This is a genomic window from Streptomyces sp. CA-142005 (assembly GCF_050942335.1).
In the GTDB taxonomy this organism is placed as follows: domain Bacteria; phylum Actinomycetota; class Actinomycetes; order Streptomycetales; family Streptomycetaceae; genus Streptomyces.
In genome coordinates this window covers 4,767,794-4,788,975 of the sequence record NZ_CP192078.1, presented here as the reverse complement: position 1 = coordinate 4,788,975, position 21,182 = coordinate 4,767,794, and the positions used below count along the sequence as shown (strand labels likewise).

The window sequence follows — 21,182 nt, the reverse complement described above, 5'->3', positions numbered from 1 at the left end:
GGCGGGTCCCCTCAGGGCGACAGCATTTCCAGCTCGGAGGCGAGGTTGTAGCGGGCGGTGGCCTCCCAGTTCTCCTGGCCGTAGGGAGTGCGGAACAGCCGTGGGAGCGTGAGGAGTTGGCGCAGGACGGCCGAGCGGCCCTCCCTGAAGGCGTCGTTCGGCACGAAGTGGTACTCCTCGCGCACCTCGGCGGTGTAGACGGCGTACGCCGACGGGGGCGCGGCCAGGATCGCGAGGTCGGCGTCGCACAGCACCTGGCCGTCGCGGTCGTCGTCGGCCGGGTCGTGCGTGCAGGTGAGCCGGACCAGCCGGGCCACCTCGGCCGCCCTGGCGTCCGGCACACCCGCCTCCGGCAGGGCGCGCTCGGCGAGCCGCGCCGAGCGCTCCTCGTTCTCGGACCGCTCCGGAAGGTAGACGGCGTCGTGGAACCAGGCGGCCAGGCGCACGACGTCCGGGTCGGCGGCGTACCCCTCCAGTACGTCGATGTGGTCGAGGACCGCGGTGAGGTGGGCCACCGTGTGGTACCGGCGCTGCGGCTCCTGCCAGCGGGCGAGCAGGTTGTCGGCGTACGGCGCGGGATCGGGGCCGCCGCCCGGGGCACGGGCGGCTTCCAGCGCACGGGCGAAGCGGAGGCGCAGGGCATCGAGGTCGGCCATGGGCCCATTCTTCCGCGACGCGCGCCGTCGTTCTGCCGTGAGGCGTGCCGTCGGCGCCCTAGCGTGGCCCCCATGACTGACGTACAGGAAGTACGAGACCCCGAACTCCCCGGCCGGCTGCTCGCTCTGGAGCGGGACGCCCTCATACCGCTGCTGCGGGCGCGTCCGGACGCGGACTTCGCGCTGCCGACCGCCGCGTGTCCGGGGTGGTCGGTGCGGGACGTGCTGGCGCACTGTTCGGCCGCGTTGATGCGGGTGGTGGAGAGCCGGTTCGAGAAGGGCGTGTTCTCGCCCGAGTCCAACGACAGGGACATCGCCGAGCGGGCCGGGTGGTCCAACGCGCGGGTCGTGGACGAGCTGGAGCGCGGGATGACCGAGGCCGGGCCGGTGATCGCCAGGGCGGGCGGGGTGCTCGACATGATCGCGCTGGGGGAGTGGGTGCACGCCGGTGACGTGCGCGAGGTCTTCGGCGCGCCGGGGGCGTACGCGGGGGCCGGGCTGCCGGACGCGCTGACGCTGCTCGTCCGGATCACCCGTGAGAAGGAACACCTGCCCCTGCACGCCGACCTGGACGACGTGGACGAGCCGCTGCGGCTCGGGGCGGCGGTGGCGGGCGGCCCGCCCGCGCGCTACATCGGCGACGCGCCCACCCTCGTCCGGCTGTACGCGGGGCGGCCGGTGAACGGGAGCGGATACGAGCTGGCCGGCGCGCGGGAGGGGGAACTCAACATCTTCGGGTGAAGGGCGCCCCCGCACAGGCGTAGTCTTGGAATTGGACTAGACCTGTAGGGACCGATGGACGAATGGGGTGCCATGAGCAAGCGTGCAGTCCTGGAGGTGATCGCGCTCGACGTGGACGACGCGGTCGCCGCCCAGGCCGGAGGCGCGGACCGGCTGGAGCTGGTCACCGACATGGCGGCCGACGGGCTCAGCCCCGCGCCCGCCACCGTCGCCCGGATCCGGGCCGCCGTCGACATCGACCTGCGCGTGATGCTCCGCCTCGCGGACGGGTTCGCGGCCGGTGACGTGGACCGTCTGCTCCGGGTGGCCGGCGACCTGCGCGAGGCCGGCGCCGACCAGTTCGTCCTCGGGTTCCTCGACGGGGGCGGCTGGGCGGACCTGGCCGCCGTCGAGCGGGTGGTCGGCGTGCTGGACGGCTGCGCGTGGACGTTCCACCGGGCGATCGACCGCGCCGCCGACCGCGACGCCCTGCGCAAGCGGCTCGCCGACCTGCCCGGCCTCGACACCTACCTCACCGCGGGTGCCGCCGGCGGGGTCGACGAGGGTCTGCCGACGCTGGTCGCCGAGGCGGGCCGGCGGGGCGAGCCGGGGTACGGCCAGACCCTCCTGGTCGGCGGCGGCCTGCGGCTGGAGCACGTGCCGCGGCTGCGGGCCGCCGGCATCGACGCCTTCCACATCGGCGGCGCGGCGCGCTCCGCGGGTTGGGCGGGGGCGGTTTCCGAGGGGGCTGTGGCCGAGTGGCGCAGGGTGCTGGACGGGGAGTAGGACAGCCCCCGTCCAGCGTCGTCACGCGGTCGCGAGCGCTACGAGGACGAAGAGGAACACCAGGCAGAAGCCGGTGAGCGGGACCAGGCCGAACATTCCGGCCGGGCGTCGCAGGACCGGCTGGCCCGGGTCCAGGCCGGGGCCGAAGGCGGCCGTCGGCGCGGGGAGCTTCCGGATCCTGGACAGGGTGAAGAGGTTGATCAGCAGCGTGATGGGCGTGATGATCATCGACGCCGGACCCCACCAGCCCTGCACCATCGTGTCCGACTGCATCTTCCGGAAGACGGCGAGCCCGCAGGTCTGGCAGAAGGTGCCCTTCCGCCACAGGTTCCGCATCACGATCAGCATGCCCTGATGGCCGCGGATCGTCACCCGTGCGGCCGGCGCGGCTCCGCACACGTCGCACCCGGGGCCTGCGGGCGAGGGGGCGGTGGCGGACGGGTAGGCACCGGGGGCCTGCTGGTACGGAGCGGCCTGGCCGTACCCGGCGGGCGCCGGCTGGGGCGGGTACGGCACCGGGGCCTGCTGATACGGACCGGGCGCCGGGTGCTGGTATGCCCCGGGCGCCTGTGCGTACGGCCCAGGCGCCTGCTGGTACGGACCCGGCTGCTGCGCGTACGGCCCTGGAGCCTGCGGGTAGCCGGGATGCGGGGACGGCGGTGTGCTCAACGGAGGCCTTTCCCTGGGGACGTGACGGAACGGCACGACACCCTAGCCGTGTGCCGTCAGGCCAACTGAGGCGGTACCGCCGCCGCGTGGGTCACGATCAGCCCCGACACCGCACGCGTGAGCGCCACGTACAGCCGGCGCAGTCCCGTGCGCTCGTCCGGCTCGCCGTCCACCACCGCCTGCGGCTCGTCCAGGACCACGTAGTCGTACTCCAGACCCTTGGCCAGGGACGCCGGGACCAGGGTGAGACGGGTCTCCTGGGTGGTCTCCGCACCGGGGGCCAGGTACGGCAGGCCCGCGGCCGTCAGGGCCTCGGCCAGGACGGGGACACGGGCGTCGGCGGCGATCAGGCCGGTCGAACCCTCGTTGCGCAGCAACTCCTCGCAGGCGGCCACGACTTCGGACGCCTCCGTGACCGTACGGATCTCGAAGAAGCCGGGGTTCTCCCGGACGGAGGCCACGGGGGTGAGGCCGGGGGCGATGTGCGGCAGGAGGCGGGAGGCGTAGGCGATGACGTCCGTGGGGACGCGGAAACCGGCCGTCAGCTCCTCGATCACCCCCTCGCGCTTGCCGAGATGGGCCAGCGCCTCGTCCCAGCTGCGGGTCGCCCAGGGGGTCGTGCCCTGCGCCAGGTCGCCCAGTACCGTCGCGCTGCCCGTCGTGCAGCGGCGGCCGACGGCCCGGTACTGCATGGGGGACAGGTCCTGCGCCTCGTCGAGGACGACATGGCCGAGTGAGTGCGTGCGCTGGATCAGATCGGCCGCCTCGTCGATCAGCACCGCGTCCGCCGCCGACCACTTGGCCGACTTCACGCTGCGCACCGGTTTGGCCCACAGGATCGTCTTCTGCTCGTCCTCGTCCAGGATCCCGGCGGCGTGCTCGGCGAGGAAGTCCGCGTCCGTCAGCAGGCGCAGCACGAGCTTCGCCGGGTCCACGGCCGGCCAGATCTCCTTCACGGCCGCCTTCACCGCGCTGTTGCGCGCCACCGCGTCCTGCACCCGGTCGTCCGGCGCCTCGCCCGAGCGCTCCATCTGCACCAGCACCGCGTGCGCGATCCGCTGCGGCAGGGCCTCGCGGGCGGCGCCGTAACGGATGTCCCGCTGGAGCAACTCCCGGACGATGTCCTCCAGCTCGTACGACGGCACCCGCCAGCGCCGGGAGCCGCGCACCACCACGACCGGCTCCGTCGGCATGGTCACGTGGGAGTACAGGGCCCGGCGCAGCACCTCGGCCATCCGGGCGTCGCCCTTGATCACGGCGGCGGCCGCGTCGTCGGCGCCGCGCACCTCGACGTGCGCGACCAGGTCGTCCACGGTGGCCTGCCGCACGGTCAGCTCGCCCAGCGCGGGGAGGACTTGCTCGATGTAGTGCAGGAAGGACTTGTTCGGCCCGATCACCAGGGTGCCGGTGCGGGCGAGCCGCTCCCGGTGGGCGTAGAGGAGGTAGGCCACCCGGTGCAGGCCGACGGCGGTCTTTCCGGTGCCGGGGCCGCCCTGGACGCAGACCGTGCCGGACAGACCGGAGCGGACGATCTCGTCCTGCTCGGGCTGGATGGTGGCGACGATGTCCCGCATGGGGCCGACACGCGGCCGCTCGATCTCCTGCTGGAGCAGCTTGCTGGCGGTGGCCGCCTCGGCCGGGTCGGAGAGGTGCTCGTCCTCGTACGCCGTGAGGTCGCCGCCGGTGTAGCCGAAGCGGCGGCGCAGCCCGACGTCCATCGGGTCCTTCTTGGACGCCCGGTAGAACGGCTGCGAGACCGGGGCGCGCCAGTCGATGACCATGGGGTCGCCGCCGGCGTCGTGCACATGCCGCCGCCCGATGTAGAACCGCCCGCCCGTCTCCCACCGCCGCCCTTGCGAGGAAGGCGCTTCGCGCCTCTTTGATTCCTCGGCCCCCTCGGCCTGGTCCGCGCGCGGCGCGTGCAGGTAGTCCAGCCGGCCGAAGAACAGCGGGGTGTCGCTGAGGTCGGCCAGTGCCTTGATCCGCTCGTCGATCTGGCGGGACAGCACTTCGGCGTTGACCCAGTTCGCGGTGACGTCCCGGATGTCCAGCGACTCCACGTCCTCGCGCATGGCGCGCAGTGCGGCGCGGGAGGCGGCGAGGTGGGAGCGCTCTCGGGCGAGTGGGTCGTCGGCGGGCGTGGACGTGGACACGGGGGTGCCTCCGGTGGACCTGCTGGGTGACTACGACGAAGCCGCCCGGTTTCCGACCGGGCGACGGCACTCCGCGGAGGGGAGGCGGGCAAGAGCGGAAATTCTAGGCGAGAACGCGCGGTGGGGGCCAACGGTTTTTCCGCCCGCGCATTTCCGACCCCTAGGGGACGCGCGGCCCCCGAAGTAGGGGCCGCGGTCCACCCGTAGATCTACACGGAGCCGTCCGGGATTGGCTCTGGAGACCGATGCGGGTCTTATGCCCGGCGATCCACCATGGAGACATGAGCGCAGCAACCATCTCCCCAGGTCCTGTCCCACCGCCGACCGGCGCCACAGCCGTGGACGGCCCGCATCACCACTGGCTGGGCAACGTCCTCCGTGCGATCAAGGTGTTCGCGGAGGCCGCGTTCGGCGTGGTCATCCTCGGCGAGTACGGCGAGGAGGCGGGCATACGCCGCAAGTAACCGCACAGACTTCACCCGCGACCCACCCGCCCTTCGCGGCGATCCTGTTCGTCCCGGCCCTGAAGGCCGCATTCCTCGCGGGCAACGCGCTCCTGCTCGCGGCCCTGATCGTCGGCCAGACCAACGTGCCCGTCGCCACCGGCATCAAGCTGAGCCGGTGCTGTCCTCCGCCAGGATCTCGTCCGCGTCCATGATCCGGTAGGCGTAGCCCTGTTCGGCCAGGAAGCGCTGGCGGTGGGCGGCGAAGTCCTGGTCGATGGTGTCGCGGGCGACGACCGAGTAGAAGTGCGCCTGGTGGCCGTCGGCCTTCGGGCGCAGGACGCGGCCGAGGCGCTGGGCCTCCTCCTGGCGGGAGCCGAAGGTGCCGGACACCTGGATGGCGACCGTCGCCTCCGGCAGGTCGATGGAGAAGTTCGCGACCTTCGACACCACCAGCACGCTGATCTCGCCCTCGCGGAAGGCGTCGAAGAGCCTCTCGCGCTGGGCGTTGGAGGTCTCGCCCTTGATGACGGGGGCGTTCAAGTGCTCGCCCAGTTCGTCGAGTTGGTCGATGTACTGGCCGATGACGAGGATCTGCTGGCCGGCGAAACGGCGGACGATCGCCTCCGTCACCTTCCGCTTGGTGTCCGTCGTCGCACAGAAGCGGTACTTCTCCTCCGTCTCGGCCGTCGCGTACGCCAGCCGCTCGGAGTCCGTCAGATTCACCCGGACCTCGACGCAGTCGGCCGGCGCGATGTACCCCTGGGCCTCGATCTCCTTCCAGGGCGCGTCGAACCGCTTCGGCCCGATGAGCGAGAACACGTCCGACTCGCGGCCGTCCTCGCGGACCAGGGTCGCCGTCAGGCCCAGGCGGCGGCGCGCCTGCAGATCGGCGGTGAACTTGAAGACGGGGGCGGGCAGGAGGTGCACCTCGTCGTAGACGATCAGGCCCCAGTCCCGGGAGTCGAAGAGTTCCAGATGCGGGTAGACGCCCTTCCGCTTGGTCGTCAGCACCTGGTAGGTGGCGATGGTGACCGGGCGGATCTCCTTCTTCGTACCGCTGTACTCGCCGATCTCGTCCTCGGTCAGCGTGGTCCGCTTCACCAGCTCGTGCTTCCACTGCCGGGCGGAGACGGTGTTGGTGACGAGGATCAGGGTCGTGGACTTGGCCTGGGCCATGGAACCGGCGCCCACCAGCGTCTTGCCGGCGCCGCAGGGCAGCACCACGACACCGCTGCCGCCGTGCCAGAAGTTCTCCACGGCCTGCTTCTGGTACGGCCTGAGCGCCCAGCCGTCCTCCAGCAGGTCGATCGGGTGCGCCTCACCGTCGACGTACCCGGCGAGGTCCTCGGCCGGCCAGCCCAGCCTCAGCAGCATCTGCTTGATCTGCCCGCGCTCGGACGGGTGCACGACGACCGTGTCCGCGTCGATGCGCGCCCCGACCAGCGGGGCGATCCGCTTGGACTTCAGCACCTCCTCCAGCACCGGCCGGTCGGTGGTGGTCAGCACGAGCCCGTGCGCGGGGTGCTTGCTCAGCGTGAGCCGTCCGTAGCGGTCCATCGTCTCGGCGATGTCCACCAGCAGCGCGTGCGGCACCGGATACCGGCTGTACTGCACCAGCGCGTCCACGACCTGCTCGGCGTCATGCCCGGCGGCACGCGCGTTCCACAGCCCGAGCGGGGTCACCCGGTAGGTGTGGATGTGCTCGGGCGCCCGCTCCAGCTCGGCGAACGGCGCGATGGCACGCCGGCAGTCGTCGGCCCGCTCGTGCTCGACTTCCAGGAGCAGGGTCTTGTCGGACTGGACGATCAGCGGTCCGTTCACGTGTGGCACACACCCTTTCCACAACAACCAAACGTCCAGTGTGCCCTAAACGCCGGCGATCACCGTCAGTCTTCCGCCAGCTCCGCCACGCCCGTGATCCGGTGCAGCGGATAGGTGCGCACCTCGTCCGCCGTGTGGTCGTACGCCGTGACGAAACCGCCCTCCACCTTGACCGGGGCGATGACGCGCTGGCTGGCGGTGCCCTCGGCGTTGACGTAGCCGATCCAGAGGGACCCGCCGGTCAGCACGGCGGCCTGCACGGTGGCCAGGGTCTCGGCGGAGGAGGTGCGGGGCAGCTCGCCGCCCGCCGGCGGAGCCCCGGCCCCGGCGGCCTTGCGCGGGGCGGTGGCGGCCAGGTCGCCGGCCCGGATCGCGCGGATCGCCGCCGCGAGCAGCGTGGCGTCGGGCGGCGGCGGCCCGTCCGGGACCGGCTCGGGCGCGGTGCGCGGCGGGGTGCGGTGGGCGTGGGCGCGGGTGATCAGGACGTCGCCCTCGGCGGACTCGGCGGCCGGCGCGAAGCCCATCGCGCGCAGGCCCTCCAGCAGGGTGGCCGGGTCGCACGGCGCGGCCAGCACGGTCGGGGCGAGCCGGCGCAGCCGCAGTGCCGCGGCGCGCCGGTCGGCGAGGATCTCGTTCAGCAGGGCGTCGTCGTCGCAGCGCACGTACGCCGAGGCCGCGCCGACCCGGAGGTGGCCGTGCTTGCGGGCCACGTCGTCGATGAGATACGCGAGCGGCTGCGGCACCGGGGTGCGGGAGTGCTCGGCGAGGAAGGCGTGCAGATCGGCTGCGGTACGGCCGGCGTCCAGGGCCCGTCGTACCGAGGCCGGGGTGAAGCGGTACACGGTCGCGCCGCCCTTGGACTCGACGTCCGCGAGCACGTCCAGCAGATCGGCGAGGGGGCGTTGCAGCGGCCCAGGCGCCACCGCCGTCAGGTCGGCCTGGAGCAGCACGTGGTCCAGCGGCTCGGGCAGGAGCGGCGCGAGCAGGCGGGCGGCGGCGGCCGTCGCCACGGCCTGCTCGGCGGGGGAGAGGGCGGCCGGGGCGGCCGGGCGGTGGTGATGGTGGACGGGCAGCTTGTCGCCGGGGCCGGCCTCCGCGGCCGGGCCGGGGGCGCCCGGGGTGGCCGAGGCGGCGCGCGGGCCCGCCTCCGCCGCCGGGGCGCCCAGCAGGGCGCGGCCCTGCGTCGACAGTGCGCCCCGCCCCGTGATGCCCAGCGCCTCCGCCTCGGACAGGGTCCAGCGGGCGAGCCGCGAGCGCAGCTCCTCCTCGCCGTCGCGCTGCTGGGGCCCGCGCAACGGCCGTTCCCAGCGCAGCCGGGCCAGCACCGACTCGGTGTCCGGTGCCGCGCCCGCCGGCAGTCCGGCCAGCAGGGTCAGCACCCGGTGCCGTACCTCGGGCGCGGCCGAGCGGTCCAGGCCGGGGCCGAGCGCGGCGAGCGTACGGTCCTTGGCGTCGCGCCCGCCGACCAGCCCCGGCGTGCGGGTGGCCGCCAGCCAGGCCTCCGCCAGCTGCGCCCAACGCTCGGCGGAGGGCCGTTCCAGCCACTCGTCGTAGGCGGGCGTGGCCGCGTACCGTTCGTCGGCCTCGCCGTCGGAGGCGATCAGCCCGGCCGCGTACGCCAGTTCCACCCAGAACGCGGCGACCGGCTCGGACACGTCCAGTGCGACGGCCGTCCGCTTCAGGTCGCGGACGCTCAGCCCGCCGGCCCGCAGCACGGCCGGGCCGCCCTCGTCCCAGTCCTTCAGCAGCTCCTCGACCGTGGCGAGCGCGGTGTACGCCTGCCCGGCCGCCGTCGCGTCCACCACCTGCCGGCCGTGCGTCGCGGCCGGCTCCACGGCGGGCGGCAGCGGCTCGGGCGCCCGGTGGGCCCGGCCCTCGCGCAGATGCAGGGCGACCTCACGCGGCAGGACGACCGTGCCGGGCGCGGTCGGCAAAAGCAGCCCGCGGTCGAGCAGCCAGCGCAGATGCGCCGCCGGTTCCGGGGTGACCTGCCCGTACGGCGGCCCCCACACCAGCCGCGCCAGCACCTCGCGGGCCGCCTCCGGGGCTCCGGCCAGCAGCTCGGCCATCTTCCCCCGGTCCTCGAACAGCGCGGTCAGCGCGGCCACGGCGGACACCGAGTCGTGCGTCGAGGGCAGCCCGGCCGCCGTGACGATCTCCTGGATCCGGCCCGGCGACATGCCCGAGGTGGCCTCCTGCACGCAGGGCCCGAGCCCCGTCGGGGAGGGGTGCTGCGGGGACGGCGCGAGGAGTTCGCGGGCCGTGCGGACCAGCCGCAGCCGCTCGTCGTCGCCCCACACCAGCGCCTGCTCCCGCAAGCCGGCGACGGTGTGCGGCAGCGCGGCGGCGACCGCCTCGTCCCCGGCGTCCCCGGCCATCAGCGCGAGCAGCGTGTCGTACGACGCCGGGTCCGGGGCCACGGCCAGCGCCTCCGCCGTCTGCAGCGCGAACCGGTCCAGCCGCTCCAGCGCGCGCAGCACCGAGGCACGGGTCCCGGCGCGGGTGGCCAGCTGGGTGAGATCGGTCGGGACGGGCGTGATGAGATCGGGGCGGCTGCGCAGCAGCGCGGCCAGGGAGGCGTCGTCCCGTGCGCGGAGCGCTTCCGCGAGGGAACGGGGGGCTGGGTGGGCCGCTTGGCTCATCTGACCCACGGTAGCGGTTGCCGTCCCCGGAAGGGGCGCCCCGCAGGCGCCGACCCCGGTACGGGTGGGGCGGCACGACTCTGCGCTACCGTCCTCACGGGGTTTCATCGCCGTCACCCCGGAGGGGTTCCGTTGGGGATCGAGAGCGACCAGGTCGTCTACGAGTACCTGAGCCGTGTCGGAGACATCGCTCAGCAACGGCAGCTGCCGTCGGCGACACGGATGCGGCTCGTGTCGGAGCTGCGCAACGAGATCGACCGGCACCGGGCCAAGGCGACGGTCGACAGTCCCGCCGCGGTCCGCCGCATCCTGGACCGGCTGGGCACCCCGGACGAGGTCGTCGCGGCAGCCGGAGGCACGTCCGGCACCGGCCGGGTTCCGCAGCCGCCCGCCGCCGTGCCCGTGCAGCCCGCGCCGCGCGAACGGAAGCCGGAACCGAAGCCGAAGGGCCTGAAGGGCCTGCGCCGGATCGTCCCCGGCCCCCGCCCCGCCGAGACAGAGACCGGGACCGTGCCCTCCGTCCCGCGCGACGCCCCGTCCCCGCCCCACCTGGCCGCCGCGCACGAACTCGGGGACGGCGCCGCACAGCCCGACTGGTGGCGTCTGGGCGGCAACTCCTTCGGCGTCGCGGCCGAGACGGACTCGGTGCCGGGGTTCGTGGGCGGTGTGGAGATCCCGGAGCTGCTCAGGCGGCCACCGAAGGAGCGGGAGCCGGCGGACCGGGTCGCGGCGCCGGCCGCGCCGAAACCGGAGGCGACCGAGGCCGAGGCCGAGCCCGCGTCCTCCGCCGCGCGCCGGCGTCTGGTCCCCCGCCCCGCCGCCGGCTGGACCAACCCCCTCCTGCTGCTGGCCGCCGCCGCGCTGGTCGCCGGTGCGGTGCTCGGGAACTGGTTCGCGCTGCTCCTCGGCTGGGTGATCGCCTACGGCTCCCGGCGGCTGACCCCCGCGGAGACCAAGGTGGCCGTGATGGTCCTGCCGGGTGCTGCGGTAGGGGCCGGAGCGGTGTGGCTGTGGGGGAGGGTCAACGGCCGCTGGGGCCAGCCGATCGCCCAGGGCCACATGAACGACGCGGTCGCCGGGACATGGCCGTGGGTGGTCCGCGGGGCGGCGGTGGCCTCGGCGCTGTACCTGGTGTGGCGGTCGCAGAGGAGCAGGTGAGCACCGCAGGGCTCGCCGTGCGCGCCTGGCGGCGGGCCGGCGTGGTCGCTCGCGCGGTCGCCCGTGTCCTTCGGGGCGCTCACCGGCCATCCTCGCGGCTGACACAATGACGCATATGACATTCACCGTCGGATTCGACCTCGACATGACCCTGATCGACTCGCGGCCCGGAATCCACGCCTGCTACGTGGCGCTGTCCGAGCGGACCGGGACGTACATCGACGCCGATCTGGCGGTGACCCGGCTCGGACCGCCGCTCGCCGAGGAGCTGATCAACTGGTTCCCCGAGGAGCAGGTGCCCGCGATGGCCGACCTGTACCGGGAGATGTACCCGGCGATCGCCATCGCCGCGACCCCCGCCATGGACGGCGCCCGGGAGGCGATAGCCGCGGTGCGGGCGGCCGGCGGACGGACGATGGTGGTCACCGCGAAGTACGAGCCCAACGCCAAGCTGCACCTGAGCCACCTCGGCATCGAGCCGGACGTGGTCGTGGGCGACCTGTGGGCCGAGCAGAAGGCGGAGGCGCTGCGCGAGTACCGCGCCGGCGTCTACGTCGGCGATCACGTCGGGGACGTGCGCGGGGCCCGTACGGCGGGAGCGCTGTCGGTCGCCGTGGCGACCGGGCCGTGCCCCGCGGAGGAGCTGCGCGCCGCCGGCGCGGACGTGGTCCTGGCGGACCTGTCCGTCTTCCCGGCGTGGCTGTCCGCCTACCGTGAGGCGCCCCGCGCCTGACGCCGGCCTGCGGCGATCGACCGCAGGACGCCCGCACCGGCGACGAGGAAACCGACGGCCATGAGCATGCTCAAACCGAACATGTACGTCGGAAAAGGCTTTGCGCCGAGGAACAGCGGGGCCACCGTGACGAGAGTGGCCACGGCCCCGATGAAGAAGACGATCGCACCGGCGCGGATCAGCCGGTCACCGGGCGCGGCGGAATTCGTTTGGGTTTTGTCACGCACCGGACCAGGGTAGTTCCCAGCGCGAGGGAACAACCGGGGGACGTCTTGTCACCCGCCCCGAGACCATTAGCCTTGATGGCGGCGGGTCATGGTGGACCCGCTCTAGTGCTATCAAGAGCGCTTTTCCCGACTAGTACGAGGACGAGGACAGACGGTGCCGACCGGGCGTGTCAAATGGTTCAACAGCGAGAAGGGCTTCGGCTTTCTCTCCCGCGACGACGGCGGTGACGTCTTCGTCCATTCCTCTGTCCTTCCCGCCGGAGTCGACGCACTCAAGCCGGGACAGCGCGTGGAGTTCGGCGTCGTCGCCGGTCAGCGCGGTGACCAGGCGCTGTCGGTGACCGTGCTGGATCCGACGCCGTCGGTCGCCGCGGCCCAGCGCAAGAAGCCGGACGAGCTGGCCTCCATCGTGCAGGACCTGACGACCCTTCTCGAGAACATCACGCCGATGCTCGAGAAGGGCCGGTATCCCGAGAAGGCCTCCGGCAAGAAGATCGCCGGACTGCTGCGGGCGGTCGCCGACCAGCTGGACGTGTAGGCACCCGTCAGGGAAACGCGAGCGCATCCGGGCCGAGGGGCGGTACCAGCCCCTCGGCCGCCGCGCGTGTGAGCAGCCCGCGGACCGCGGCGTAGCCGTCCTCGCCGAGGCCTGCGGTGAACTCGTTCACGTACAGGCCGATGTGCTGGTCCGCCACGGCCGGGTCCATCTCCTGGGCGTGGGCCATGACGTACGGCCGGGACGCCTCGGGGTCGTCCCAGGCGGCGCGCACGGAGGCGCGGACGGAGTCGGCGAGCCGGGTGAGGGTCTCGGCCCCCAGCGTGCGCTTGGCGATGATCGCGCCCAGCGGGATCGGCAGCCCGGTCGTCCGCTCCCAGTGCTCGCCCATGTCGGCGAGCTTGTGCAGCCCGTAGTTCTGGTAGGTGAACCGGGCCTCGTGGATGACCAGCCCCGCGTCCACCTTGCCGTCCCGCACGGCCGGCATGATCTCGTGGAACGGCATGACGACGATCTCGCCGACCCCGCCGCCGGACAGCGTGTCCGCCGCCCACAGCCGGAACAGCAGATACGCCGTCGACTTCTCGCTCGGCACCGCGACCGTACGGCCCGTCAGATCGACGCCCGCCTCGCGGGTGAGCACCAGCGGCCCGCAGCCCCGGCCCAGCGCACCGCCGCACGGCAGCAGCGCGTACTCGCCGAGGACGTACGGCAGGACGGCGTACGACACCTTCAGCACGTCGAACTCGCCGCGCTCGGCCATGCCGTTGGTGATGTCGATGTCGGCGAAGGTCACGTCCAGCGCGGGGGCGCCGGGGATCCGGCCGTGGGCGAGGGCGTCGAAGACGAAGGTGTCGTTGGGGCAGGGGGAGTACGCGATCCGCAGGGACCGCTGCTCACTGGTCGTCATGAGGGTTCCAACTCTCCAATGCGGGCGCGAGCTTCCCGAACGCCTCGGTAAGGGCGGCCAGGGCGTCGCCGATGCGCCAGGCGGCGCGGTCGCGCGGGCCGACCGGGTTGGAGACCGCGCGGATCTCCAGCACCGCCGTTCCGTGCGCGGCGGCCGCCTCCGCGACCCCGAAGCCCTCCATGCCCTCGGCGAGCGCCCGCGGGTGCCGGGCGCGCAGCTCGGCGGCGCGGGCGGCGGTGCCGGTGACGGTGGAGACGGTCAGAACGGTGCCGGCCGGGGCGCAGGTGGCCTCGGACGCGATCCCCACCAGGAATCGGGGCGGGTAGTGGGTGACGGTCCCGAAGCCCAGTTCGGTGACCGAGACGAAGCCTTCGGCGGTCTCGGCGCCCAGGTCGGCCACGGTGATCCGGTCGGCGACGACGAGCGAGCCGACGGGCGCCTCGGGCTGGAAGCCGCCGCCGATCCCGGCCGAGACGACCAGGTCGTACGGGGTGCCGGCGAGACGGGCCGCGGTGAGCGCGGCGGAGACGGAGGCCGCGGCGAGGGCCGGACCCACGCCCGCGTCGAGCAGGTCCCAGCCGCCGGCCGTACGCGTCAGACCCGCGCCGGGCAGCGGGACCCGCTCCACCGGCGAGGGGAACGCGCGTGCCACCGCGTCCCGCTCTGCGGGGACAGCGGTGGCCACGAGGACGTGTCGAACGCGCACGGAAGCCGTGATCAGGCCTTCTTCAGCTTGAACGACCACATGCCCTGGTTGGCCTTCTCGCCCATCCGGATCGTGAGCGTGTTGGTGTCGCCCTGGGTGCCGTACTGCTGGTTGAAGAACGCGCTGCCCGGGATGGTGGTGTAGGTCTTCTTGCTGACGTTGGTGAACTGCTGGCCGTTCACCAGCAGGACCCAGCCTGCGTCCGCGATCTTCGGGTCGACACCGACGCGGACCTTCTCGTCCTGGTCGACCTTGATGGACTCGGCCTTGCCGACGTTCTTGACGCACTGCGCCAGCGACTTGGCGTCCAGCGCGTTGCCGTCGTTGTAGCAGAGGGCCTCGGAGTTGACCGAGCTGTCGCCGACGGTGACGGTCGCGACGGGCGTCGGCTTCTCGCAGGCCGTGAGCAGGAGCAGTCCGGCGGAAACGGCGCCGGCGGCGGCGACGGCGCGGCGGCGTCGCACAACGGATTGCAGCGTGGTCATGGCCGAAGGCTATCGGGCACCTGGAGCCGTCCGGCCACGTGGGGTGCGGCGTGCCCGGTTCGTTACGCCAGCCGTGCCTGCGGTTCGGCACACCGTGTCCGCTTCGTCATGCCGAGTTCAGGGTTGTCCCGGGCACGTCAGGCCACGCGGGTCCGGGGCCGGCCGCCGTGCCGGGCGGAGGCGAGCAGGCCCTTGAGGGTGGCCAGCCAGCCGACCGCCACGAACGCCGCGCCGACCAGCAGGCCGACGGTGCCGTTGAGCGGCAGCACGATGCCGACGGCGCCGCCGAACACCCACGCCATCTGCAGCAGCGTCTCCGAGCGGGCGAACGCCGAGGTGCGCACCAGCTCCGGTACGTCCCGCTGGATCAGCGCGTCCAGGGCCAGCTTGGCCAGCGCCTGCCCGAACCCGGCGACGGCCGCGAGGCAGGCCACCAGCAGCGCGCTGAAGAACAGGGCGGCCACGATCGCCGTGCCGAGCACCACCGCGACGGCGGTCACGATGATGATCTCCGGGGCGCGGGATCTCAGCCAGGCCCCGACGGCCGTGCCCAGCGCGTTGCCCGCACCGGCGGCGACACCCACTATCCCGAGCGAGACCGCCGCGCTCTCGCCGGTCAGCGGGTGCTCGCGCAGCAGGAAGGCGAGGAAGAAGATCAGGAAGCCGGAGAGGCAGCGCAGGGCGGCGTTGGCGCCGAGCGCGTGGGTGACGGCGGAGCCCACGGTCCGCAGCCCCGGCCGCTTCGCCTGTTCCCTCCGGCGCTGGGGCCCGTGCAGATGCTGCTCGTCGGCCGCGAGCAGCGCCACGTCCTCGCCCTTGGCCGAGTCCACCTTGGGGGGCAGGGAGAACGACAGGAACGTGCCCGCGACGAAGATCACGAAGGCGCCGTACAGCGGCCAGGGATCGCCGACCTGGTGCAGCCCCGCGGCGACCGGCGCGGCCACACCGGTGGCCAGCAGCCCCGCCAGGGTGACCCGCGAGTTGGCCTTCACCAGCGAGAACCGGGGCGGCAGCAGCCGGGGTACGACCGCACTGCGGACCACCCCGTACGCCTTGGACGCGACCAGCACCCCCAGCGCGGCGGGATACAGCTCCAGGCTGCCGCTCGCCACGGCGCCCGAGATGACGAGCGCGAGCAGGGCGCGGGCCAGCATGGCCCCGGCCATCGCCGCGCGCCGGCCGTGCGGCAACCGGTCGAGGAGGGGACCGATGACCGGGGCGAGGACGGTGAAGGGCGCCATCGTGATGGCGAGGTAGAGCGCGACCCGCCCCCGCGCCTCGTCGGTCGGCACGGAGAAGAACACGGTGGAGGCGAGCGCCACGGTGATCATCACGTCACCCGCGCCGTTGACGGCGTGCAGCTCGATCAGCTTGCCGAGCCCCGACTCGCCCGCCCCGTGCGCGTGCGTGGCCTTCCGGATCCCGCGCGCGGCCCCGGTGACCGGGAAGTGCAGGGCACGCCCGACGGAACGGACGGCGCCACCGACCCGGCTCGCACCGCCACCCCGAACACCACGCCTGTCCGCGGTCGCCACGTGCTTCATAGTGCCCCGAGAAGCGGCCGGATAGTGCGCATACGACGCGCATGGCGCAGAACCGAACCGCGGGGTGGGCGTGCCGGGCCGGACGGGCGGCCGGGAAAATCTGCCGCGTAGAGGCAGGGAATCCTGTTCGGTGTAGCGTGCCTATCTCAGCCATAACGCAGAATGGATGGCAGAGGTGCGCCCAGCGCGCGGATGCAGACGTCGATGCGGTCCCCCGGTCCGCTCCGTCGGCAGGCCCGCCCGAGGCAGCCGCCCTCGACGAGACGGCGTAGGAGAGAAGCGATACCTGTGAGCGCAGCGACAACGCGAAGCCGCACCCCCGACCGTCTGTGTGCCGAGGCGGTCGATCTCGCCCGCGCCGCCGCCGAGGAGGCCGCCGCCCCCGGTGTGGTCGGAGAGCACGTCGGCCTCGTCTCCGAGGGCGACCGCGTTGTCACGCACTTCTTCGAGTGCAAGGAGCCGGGTTACCGCGGCTGGCGCTGGGCGGCGACCGTGGCCCGCGCCTCCCGTGCCAAGATCGTCACGCTCGACGAGGTGGTCCTGCTCCCCGGCCCCGACGCCCTGCTCGCCCCCGAGTGGGTCCCGTGGAGCGAGCGGCTGCGCCCCGGCGACCTCGGCCCCGGCGACCTGCTGCCCACCGACCAGGACGACCTGCGCCTGGAGCCCGGCTACACGGGCGAGGAGGAGCCGCCGCCGAACTCGCTCGTCTCCCAGGAGATGGCGGAACTGGCGGAGGCGGAGGACGCCGACGTCACCCCCGGCGCCCCCGCCACCCAGCCCACGACCCCCACCCGGGGCTCGATCGCGGCGGTGGCGGAGGAACTGGGCATGCGCCGGGCCCGCGTCCTGTCCCGCTACGGCCTGCACGTCGCCGCGGACCGCTGGGAGGAGTCGTACGGCCCGAAGACCGCGATGGCCCAGGCGGCCCCGGCCACCTGCATGAGCTGCGGTTTCCTCGCCCCCATCGGCGGCTCCCTCGGCCAGGCCTTCGGCGTCTGCGCCAACGAGTTCTCCCCGGCCGACGGCCGTGTGGTCTCCCTGTCCTACGGCTGCGGCGGCCACTCGGAGGCCGCGGTCATGCCCAAGCCCCCGCAGCCGGCCCCGCCGGTCATCGACGAGACCCGGGTGGACCCCTTCCCCCTGCGCCCGGCCCGCGACTCGGGCTCGGTCCCGGAGGCGGGCGACGAGGAGACGGCGGAACTGGGGCACTCCTGACCCCGTGATCGTCAGACGTGCGAGGCAGCGGGACGTCCCCGGGTTCCTCGCGCCGGCGGCGCAGGTCGAGCACTGGTTCGGCCCGATGGTGGACGACCCCGGTTTCACCCGTGCCGTGCAGAGGAACATCCGCCGCTCCACGGCACTGGTCGCCGAGGAACCGGGAGCGGGCCTGCTCGGGGCCCTGCTCTTCGGCGGTGCGGACCCGGTCCACAAGGTCCACTGGCTGGTCGTCTCGGAAACGGCCCGGGGCAAGGGCGTCGGCCGGGCCCTCATGGCCGACGCGACCCGTCGGTTCGTGCACGGCCCGGGCACCGTCGAGGTGGTCACGTTCGGCCCGGATCATCCCGGCGCGGAGACGAGCGGCGCGCGTGCCTTCTAACGAGAGCCTCGGCTTCACCCCGGCCGAACCGGCCGGCCCCGGCCTGGAGGGCGGCTCCCGCCAGGTCTGCCGCCGGGCGGTCCCCGCTCCGGTCCAACGGCAGCCCTCTGCAACGCAGTTGTCCTGAAAGATTTGGGTGGGTTTGCGGCTGACCGCAGGGGGCCGCGGAGCGCGGCGCCCGGTGTCGCTGCCACGGGATACGATCCGCAGGCGCGAGGCGCTCCACCCCGGCGCGAAGGCCAGGGGCTCCTCGCCCGAAGCCGGGAGGATGGGTAAGCGTGAGCAGCAAGTACGTGCGGCCGGCGGCCGAGGGTGCCGATCCCTTCGGAACGGCCCGGCTGCGCCGTGGTGTCCTCGACGCCTGGGCCACCAGCGCCGCCCGGTTCCGTGAGGACGCCAACGCCGAGGAGGACCTGGTCCTCGGCGGCTACCGGGACCGGCTCGTCGTCGAGCTGGCCCAGAACGCCGCCGACGCCGCCGCCCGGGCGCGGGTGCCGGGGCGGCTCAGGCTCACCCTGCGGGACGGGGTCCTCGTCGCCGCCAACACCGGTGCGCCGCTGGACGCGGCCGGAGTGGAGTCGCTGTCCACGCTGCGCGCCTCGGCCAAGCGGGACCTCGACGCCGCCCAGGGGCCCGTCGGGCGGTTCGGCGTCGGGTTCGCCGCCGTGCTCGCCGTCACCGACGAACCCGCGATCGTGGGCCGGCACGGAGGTGTGCGCTGGTCCCTCGGTGAGGCGCGGGAACTGGCCGCCGACACCGCACGGCACAGTCCCGGACTCGGGGACGAGATCCGGCGCCGGGACGGTCATGTGCCGCTGCTCCGGCTGCCGTTCGCCGCCGAGGGCACCGCCCCGGACCCGTACGACACCGCCGTCATCCTGCCCCTGCGCGACGCGGCCGCCGCCGGTCTCGCCGAGCGGCTGCTGGGCTCCCTCGACGACGCGCTGCTCCTCGCCCTGCCGGGCCTGGAGGAGGTCGTCGTGGAGATCGGCCGCGAGGCGCAGCGCGTGCTGCGGCGCCGTACCGAGGGCGCCGTCGTCGTCGTGGAGGACTCGCGCGAAGGGGTCACCCGGTGGCGTACCGCCGCCGCCCACGGGCCGCTCACGCCCGACCTGCTCGCCGACCGGCCGGTGGAGGAGCGGCTGCGGCCCCACTGGTCGGTGACCTGGGCCGTACCCGAGGACGAGGGCGGGCGTCCGGTGCGGCCTCGTACGACGCCCGTGGTGCACGCGCCCACGCCCAGTGACGAAGCCCTCGGCGTCCCCGCCCTGCTCATCGCCTCCTTCCCCCTCGACACCACCCGCCGGCACACGGCTCCCGGCCCGCTCACCGACTTCCTGGTGCAGCGCGCGGCCGACGTCTACGCCGAACTGCTCGCCGACTGGCGGCCGGTGACGGAAGGGATCATCGACCTCGTGCCCGGGCCGCTCGGCAAGGGCGAGCTGGACGGGGCGCTGCGGCAGGCCGTGCTGGAGCGGCTGCCGCGCACTGAGTTCCTCCCACCCGCCCACCCGGCCGTGGCGGCGAAGACGGACGACGAACACGAGCTTCCGGAGGCGCTGCGCCCCAGGGACGCGGAGATCGTGGAGGGCGCCGGGGCCGCGACCGTCCGGGTGCTCGCCGAGGTGCTGCCCACGCTGCTGCCCGCCGGTCTCGAACGGCGCGTGGAGCTGCGCACCCTCGGGGTGGCCCGGCTGCGGCTCGCCGACGCCGTCGACCGGCTCGCCGGCCTGGAGAAGGACCCCGGCTGGTGGTGGCGGCTCTACGACAGCCTCGCCGGGGTCGATCCCGAGCGGCTGTCCGGGCTGCCGGTGCCGCTGGCGGACGGGCGGACCACCATCGGCCCCCGGCAGGTCCTGCTGCCCACCCCGGACGCCGCCCGCATCGACGCGGACGTCCTCGGCCGGCTCGGGCTGAAGGTGGCCCACGAGGACGCCGCGCATCCGCTGCTGGAGAAGCTCGGCGCGCTGCCCGCCACCCCGCGTGCGGTGCTGACCACCCCGCAGGTGCGGGCCGCCGTCGCCGCCTCGCTGGACGAGGAGGGCGCGATCGGGGGCTGGGAGGAGGACGCTCCGGACCCGGAGGAACTGGCCGACACCGTTCTGGCGCTGGTCCGGGACGCGGGCCTGGAGCCCGGGGACGAACCCTGGCTCGGCGCCCTCGCGCTGCCCGACGAGGACGGGGAACCGGCCCCCGCCGGTGAACTCGTCTTCCCCGGCAGCCCGTTCGCCCGGGTGATCCGCGAGGGTGAACTGGCCGCCGTGGACCGCGACCTGGCCGACAGGTGGGGCGAGCAGCCGCTGGCCGCCTGTGGCGTGCTCGCGAACTTCGCGCTGGTCCGCGCCACCGACGTCGTCCTCGACCCGGACGAACTGGAGCCCCGGGAGAGCGACTTCGCCGAGCCGGACGACGCCGGTCTGCTGGACGCCGTCGACGTGTGGTGCGAGGACATCCTCGACCGCTTCCCGGACAGCCCGGTGCCGCCGGTCTCCACCGAGCTGGTCGCCGTACGCGATCTGGACCTGGTGGACGACGAGCACTGGCCGCAGGCGCTCGCGCTGCTCGCCCAGCCGCCGCTGCGGGACGCCCTCACCCAGCCGGTGCGCGTCCTGCTGCACGACGGTACGCACGAGATCGTGCGGCCGTACACGGCGTGGTGGCTGCGCGGGCACCCCGTGCTCGACGGGCGCCGGCCGGCCGGTCTGCTCGCGGCGGGCGGTGATCCGCTGCTGCGCGGCCTGTACGACGAGGCCGACGCTACCGGGTTCGAGGACGAGCAGGTGCTGCGGGCCCTGGGCGTGCGCACCTCCGTCGCGGCCCTGCTGGACGAGCCCGGCGGCGCGGCCGAGCTGCTGGACCGGCTGGCCGACCCCGACCGGCCGGTCACCGCCGCCCAACTGCACGGCCTGTACAGCGCATTGGCGGAGCTGGACCCGGAGCAGGTGACGCTGCCGGACGAGCTGCGGGCCGTGGTCGACGGCCGGGTGGAGGTCGTGGACGCGGGGGAGGCGGTCGTGGTCGACTCGCCCGATCTGCTGCCGTTCACCGGCGGGGTCGCGCTGCTGCCGGTGCGGCCGTCCCGCGCGGCCGAGCTGGCGGAGCTGTTCCAGGTGCGGCGGCTGAGCGAGTCCGTCACCGGCGAGGTGCACTCCGAGGGGGCCGAGCACGACGTACCGGAGTCGGTGCGGGTGCTGCTCGGGCCGGGTACGCCCGAGACGTACGTCGAGCACGAGGAACTGGTCGTGGACGGCGTGGAGATCGACTGGCGGCTCACCGACGACGGTGTGCTGCACGCGGCCACCCTGGAGGGGGTCGCCGCGGGGCTCGCGTGGGCGGCCGGCCAGTGGCCGCGGCGCTTCGAGGTGGCGGCCCTGCTGGAAGACCCGTCCCGGACGGAGGAACTGGCCAGGGACCGCTGGTTCGACTGACGGCC

Annotated in this window: 18 protein-coding genes and 2 pseudogenes; 10 read left to right on the top strand and 10 right to left on the bottom strand. The window is 73.9% G+C overall.

Annotated elements, in window-relative coordinates; all coding sequences use genetic code 11:
* Window positions 1-11: 11 nt before the first annotated feature.
* The gene (locus ACQPXS_RS22405) at window positions 12-656 is read right to left on the bottom strand and encodes an HD domain-containing protein (RefSeq protein WP_433451090.1); all 645 of its coding nucleotides are present in this window, start codon (window positions 654-656) and stop codon (window positions 12-14) included.
* Window positions 657-728: 72 nt separating this feature from the next.
* Here ACQPXS_RS22405 and ACQPXS_RS22400 point away from each other — a divergent pair, with 72 nt between their 5' ends.
* Together ACQPXS_RS22400 and ACQPXS_RS22395 are read left to right on the top strand one after the other, a co-directional pair.
* Window positions 729-1,397, top strand: coding sequence for a maleylpyruvate isomerase family mycothiol-dependent enzyme (locus ACQPXS_RS22400; protein ID WP_351805431.1), 669 nt, complete (start codon window positions 729-731; stop codon window positions 1,395-1,397).
* Between the two features lie 72 nt (window positions 1,398-1,469).
* Window positions 1,470-2,162: a copper homeostasis protein CutC gene (locus tag ACQPXS_RS22395; RefSeq protein ID WP_433451089.1), complete on the top strand. Its 693-nt coding sequence runs from the start codon at window positions 1,470-1,472 to the stop codon at window positions 2,160-2,162.
* Between the two features lie 21 nt (window positions 2,163-2,183).
* Here ACQPXS_RS22395 and ACQPXS_RS22390 read toward each other — a convergent pair whose 3' ends face one another.
* Window positions 2,184-2,831 (bottom strand): LppU/SCO3897 family protein, encoded by a 648-nt coding sequence (locus ACQPXS_RS22390; protein ID WP_433451088.1) that lies wholly within the window; start codon window positions 2,829-2,831, stop codon window positions 2,184-2,186.
* A 56-nt stretch (window positions 2,832-2,887) separates the two neighbouring features.
* A complete protein-coding gene (locus ACQPXS_RS22385; RefSeq protein ID WP_433451087.1) occupies window positions 2,888-4,984 on the bottom strand; it encodes a HelD family protein in 2,097 nt (698 codons plus the stop codon).
* Between the two features lie 281 nt (window positions 4,985-5,265).
* On the opposite strand from ACQPXS_RS22385, the gene ACQPXS_RS22380 reads away from it, so the two are divergent.
* Together ACQPXS_RS22380 and ACQPXS_RS22375 are read left to right on the top strand one after the other, a co-directional pair.
* Complete coding sequence (locus ACQPXS_RS22380) at window positions 5,266-5,448, top strand: hypothetical protein (RefSeq protein WP_433455899.1); 183 nt, start codon at window positions 5,266-5,268, stop codon at window positions 5,446-5,448.
* Window positions 5,445-5,558, top strand: a pseudogene (locus ACQPXS_RS22375) (glycosyltransferase 87 family protein); the annotation flags it as partial. The gene ACQPXS_RS22380 and the pseudogene ACQPXS_RS22375, both read left to right, overlap by 4 nt.
* A gap of 34 nt (window positions 5,559-5,592) precedes the next feature.
* On the opposite strand, the gene ACQPXS_RS22370 reads toward ACQPXS_RS22375, so the two are convergent.
* Complete coding sequence (locus tag ACQPXS_RS22370) at window positions 5,593-7,251, bottom strand: DNA repair helicase XPB (protein WP_433451086.1); 1,659 nt, start codon at window positions 7,249-7,251, stop codon at window positions 5,593-5,595.
* Window positions 7,252-7,316: 65 nt separating this feature from the next.
* Entirely contained in the window at window positions 7,317-9,893 is a 2,577-nt protein-coding gene (locus ACQPXS_RS22365) for a helicase-associated domain-containing protein (RefSeq protein ID WP_433451085.1), read from the bottom strand.
* A 132-nt stretch (window positions 9,894-10,025) separates the two neighbouring features.
* Here ACQPXS_RS22365 and ACQPXS_RS22360 point away from each other — a divergent pair, with 132 nt between their 5' ends.
* Together ACQPXS_RS22360 and ACQPXS_RS22355 are read left to right on the top strand one after the other, a co-directional pair.
* Complete coding sequence (locus ACQPXS_RS22360; RefSeq protein WP_433451084.1) at window positions 10,026-11,051, top strand: hypothetical protein; 1,026 nt, start codon at window positions 10,026-10,028, stop codon at window positions 11,049-11,051.
* A 106-nt stretch (window positions 11,052-11,157) separates the two neighbouring features.
* A complete protein-coding gene (locus ACQPXS_RS22355) occupies window positions 11,158-11,784 on the top strand; it encodes an HAD family hydrolase (RefSeq protein ID WP_433451083.1) in 627 nt (208 codons plus the stop codon).
* Here the strand turns inward: ACQPXS_RS22355 and ACQPXS_RS22350 are convergent.
* Complete coding sequence (locus tag ACQPXS_RS22350; RefSeq protein ID WP_356303861.1) at window positions 11,760-12,011, bottom strand: hypothetical protein; 252 nt, start codon at window positions 12,009-12,011, stop codon at window positions 11,760-11,762. The two genes, ACQPXS_RS22355 and ACQPXS_RS22350, sit on opposite strands and share 25 nt — an antisense overlap.
* A 154-nt stretch (window positions 12,012-12,165) precedes the next feature.
* Between ACQPXS_RS22350 and ACQPXS_RS22345 the strand changes: the two genes are divergently transcribed.
* Complete coding sequence (locus ACQPXS_RS22345; protein WP_351805449.1) at window positions 12,166-12,549, top strand: cold-shock protein; 384 nt, start codon at window positions 12,166-12,168, stop codon at window positions 12,547-12,549.
* A gap of 7 nt (window positions 12,550-12,556) precedes the next feature.
* Here the strand turns inward: ACQPXS_RS22345 and ACQPXS_RS22340 are convergent, their stop codons facing one another.
* The 4 genes from ACQPXS_RS22340 to ACQPXS_RS22325 all read right to left on the bottom strand — a co-directional run bounded on the left by ACQPXS_RS22340 (window position 12,557) and on the right by ACQPXS_RS22325 (window position 16,152).
* Window positions 12,557-13,417, bottom strand: a complete 861-nt coding sequence (locus ACQPXS_RS22340; RefSeq protein WP_351805451.1) for a 1,4-dihydroxy-6-naphthoate synthase — start codon at window positions 13,415-13,417, stop codon at window positions 12,557-12,559.
* Window positions 13,404-14,162 carry a futalosine hydrolase gene (locus ACQPXS_RS22335; RefSeq protein WP_433451082.1) on the bottom strand — a complete coding sequence of 253 codons (759 nt, stop codon included), beginning with the start codon at window positions 14,160-14,162 and terminating at the stop codon, window positions 13,404-13,406. The genes ACQPXS_RS22340 and ACQPXS_RS22335 overlap by 14 nt, the downstream gene beginning before the upstream one ends.
* Window positions 14,135-14,608, bottom strand: coding sequence for a DUF2771 domain-containing protein (locus ACQPXS_RS22330; protein WP_433451081.1), 474 nt, complete (start codon window positions 14,606-14,608; stop codon window positions 14,135-14,137). Before ACQPXS_RS22330 ends, ACQPXS_RS22335 begins: the two co-directional genes overlap by 28 nt.
* Window positions 14,609-14,745: 137 nt before the next feature.
* Window positions 14,746-16,152 (bottom strand): MFS transporter, encoded by a 1,407-nt coding sequence (locus ACQPXS_RS22325; protein WP_433451080.1) that lies wholly within the window; start codon window positions 16,150-16,152, stop codon window positions 14,746-14,748.
* A 288-nt stretch (window positions 16,153-16,440) separates the two neighbouring features.
* Between ACQPXS_RS22325 and ACQPXS_RS22320 the strand changes: the two genes are divergently transcribed.
* The 3 genes and pseudogenes from ACQPXS_RS22320 (at window position 16,441) to ACQPXS_RS22310 (ending at window position 21,177) form a co-directional block, all read left to right on the top strand.
* The gene (locus ACQPXS_RS22320) at window positions 16,441-17,367 is read left to right on the top strand and encodes a DUF3027 domain-containing protein (RefSeq protein WP_365327268.1); all 927 of its coding nucleotides are present in this window, start codon (window positions 16,441-16,443) and stop codon (window positions 17,365-17,367) included.
* 4 nt (window positions 17,368-17,371) lie between these two features.
* Window positions 17,372-17,876 (top strand): annotated as a pseudogene (locus ACQPXS_RS22315) (GNAT family N-acetyltransferase).
* A gap of 151 nt (window positions 17,877-18,027) precedes the next feature.
* Window positions 18,028-21,177 carry a sacsin N-terminal ATP-binding-like domain-containing protein gene (locus ACQPXS_RS22310; protein WP_433451079.1) on the top strand — a complete coding sequence of 1,050 codons (3,150 nt, stop codon included), beginning with the start codon at window positions 18,028-18,030 and terminating at the stop codon, window positions 21,175-21,177.
* The last annotated feature ends 5 nt before the right edge of the window (window positions 21,178-21,182 follow it).

Bases quoted from the DNA above. Each gene is read 5' to 3' on its own strand.
- ACQPXS_RS22405 (WP_433451090.1), bottom strand. From the start codon at position 656: ATGGCCGACCTCGATGCCCTGCGCCTCCGCTTCGCCCGTGCGCTGGAA.
- ACQPXS_RS22400 (WP_351805431.1), top strand. From the start codon at position 729: ATGACTGACGTACAGGAAGTACGAGACCCCGAACTCCCCGGCCGGCTG.
- ACQPXS_RS22395 (WP_433451089.1), top strand. From the start codon at position 1,470: ATGAGCAAGCGTGCAGTCCTGGAGGTGATCGCGCTCGACGTGGACGAC.
- ACQPXS_RS22380 (WP_433455899.1), top strand. From the start codon at position 5,266: ATGAGCGCAGCAACCATCTCCCCAGGTCCTGTCCCACCGCCGACCGGC.
- ACQPXS_RS22365 (WP_433451085.1), bottom strand. From the start codon at position 9,893: ATGAGCCAAGCGGCCCACCCAGCCCCCCGTTCCCTCGCGGAAGCGCTC.
- ACQPXS_RS22355 (WP_433451083.1), top strand. From the start codon at position 11,158: ATGACGCATATGACATTCACCGTCGGATTCGACCTCGACATGACCCTG.
- ACQPXS_RS22340 (WP_351805451.1), bottom strand. From the start codon at position 13,417: ATGACGACCAGTGAGCAGCGGTCCCTGCGGATCGCGTACTCCCCCTGC.
- ACQPXS_RS22330 (WP_433451081.1), bottom strand. From the start codon at position 14,608: ATGACCACGCTGCAATCCGTTGTGCGACGCCGCCGCGCCGTCGCCGCC.
- ACQPXS_RS22325 (WP_433451080.1), bottom strand. From the start codon at position 16,152: ATGAAGCACGTGGCGACCGCGGACAGGCGTGGTGTTCGGGGTGGCGGT.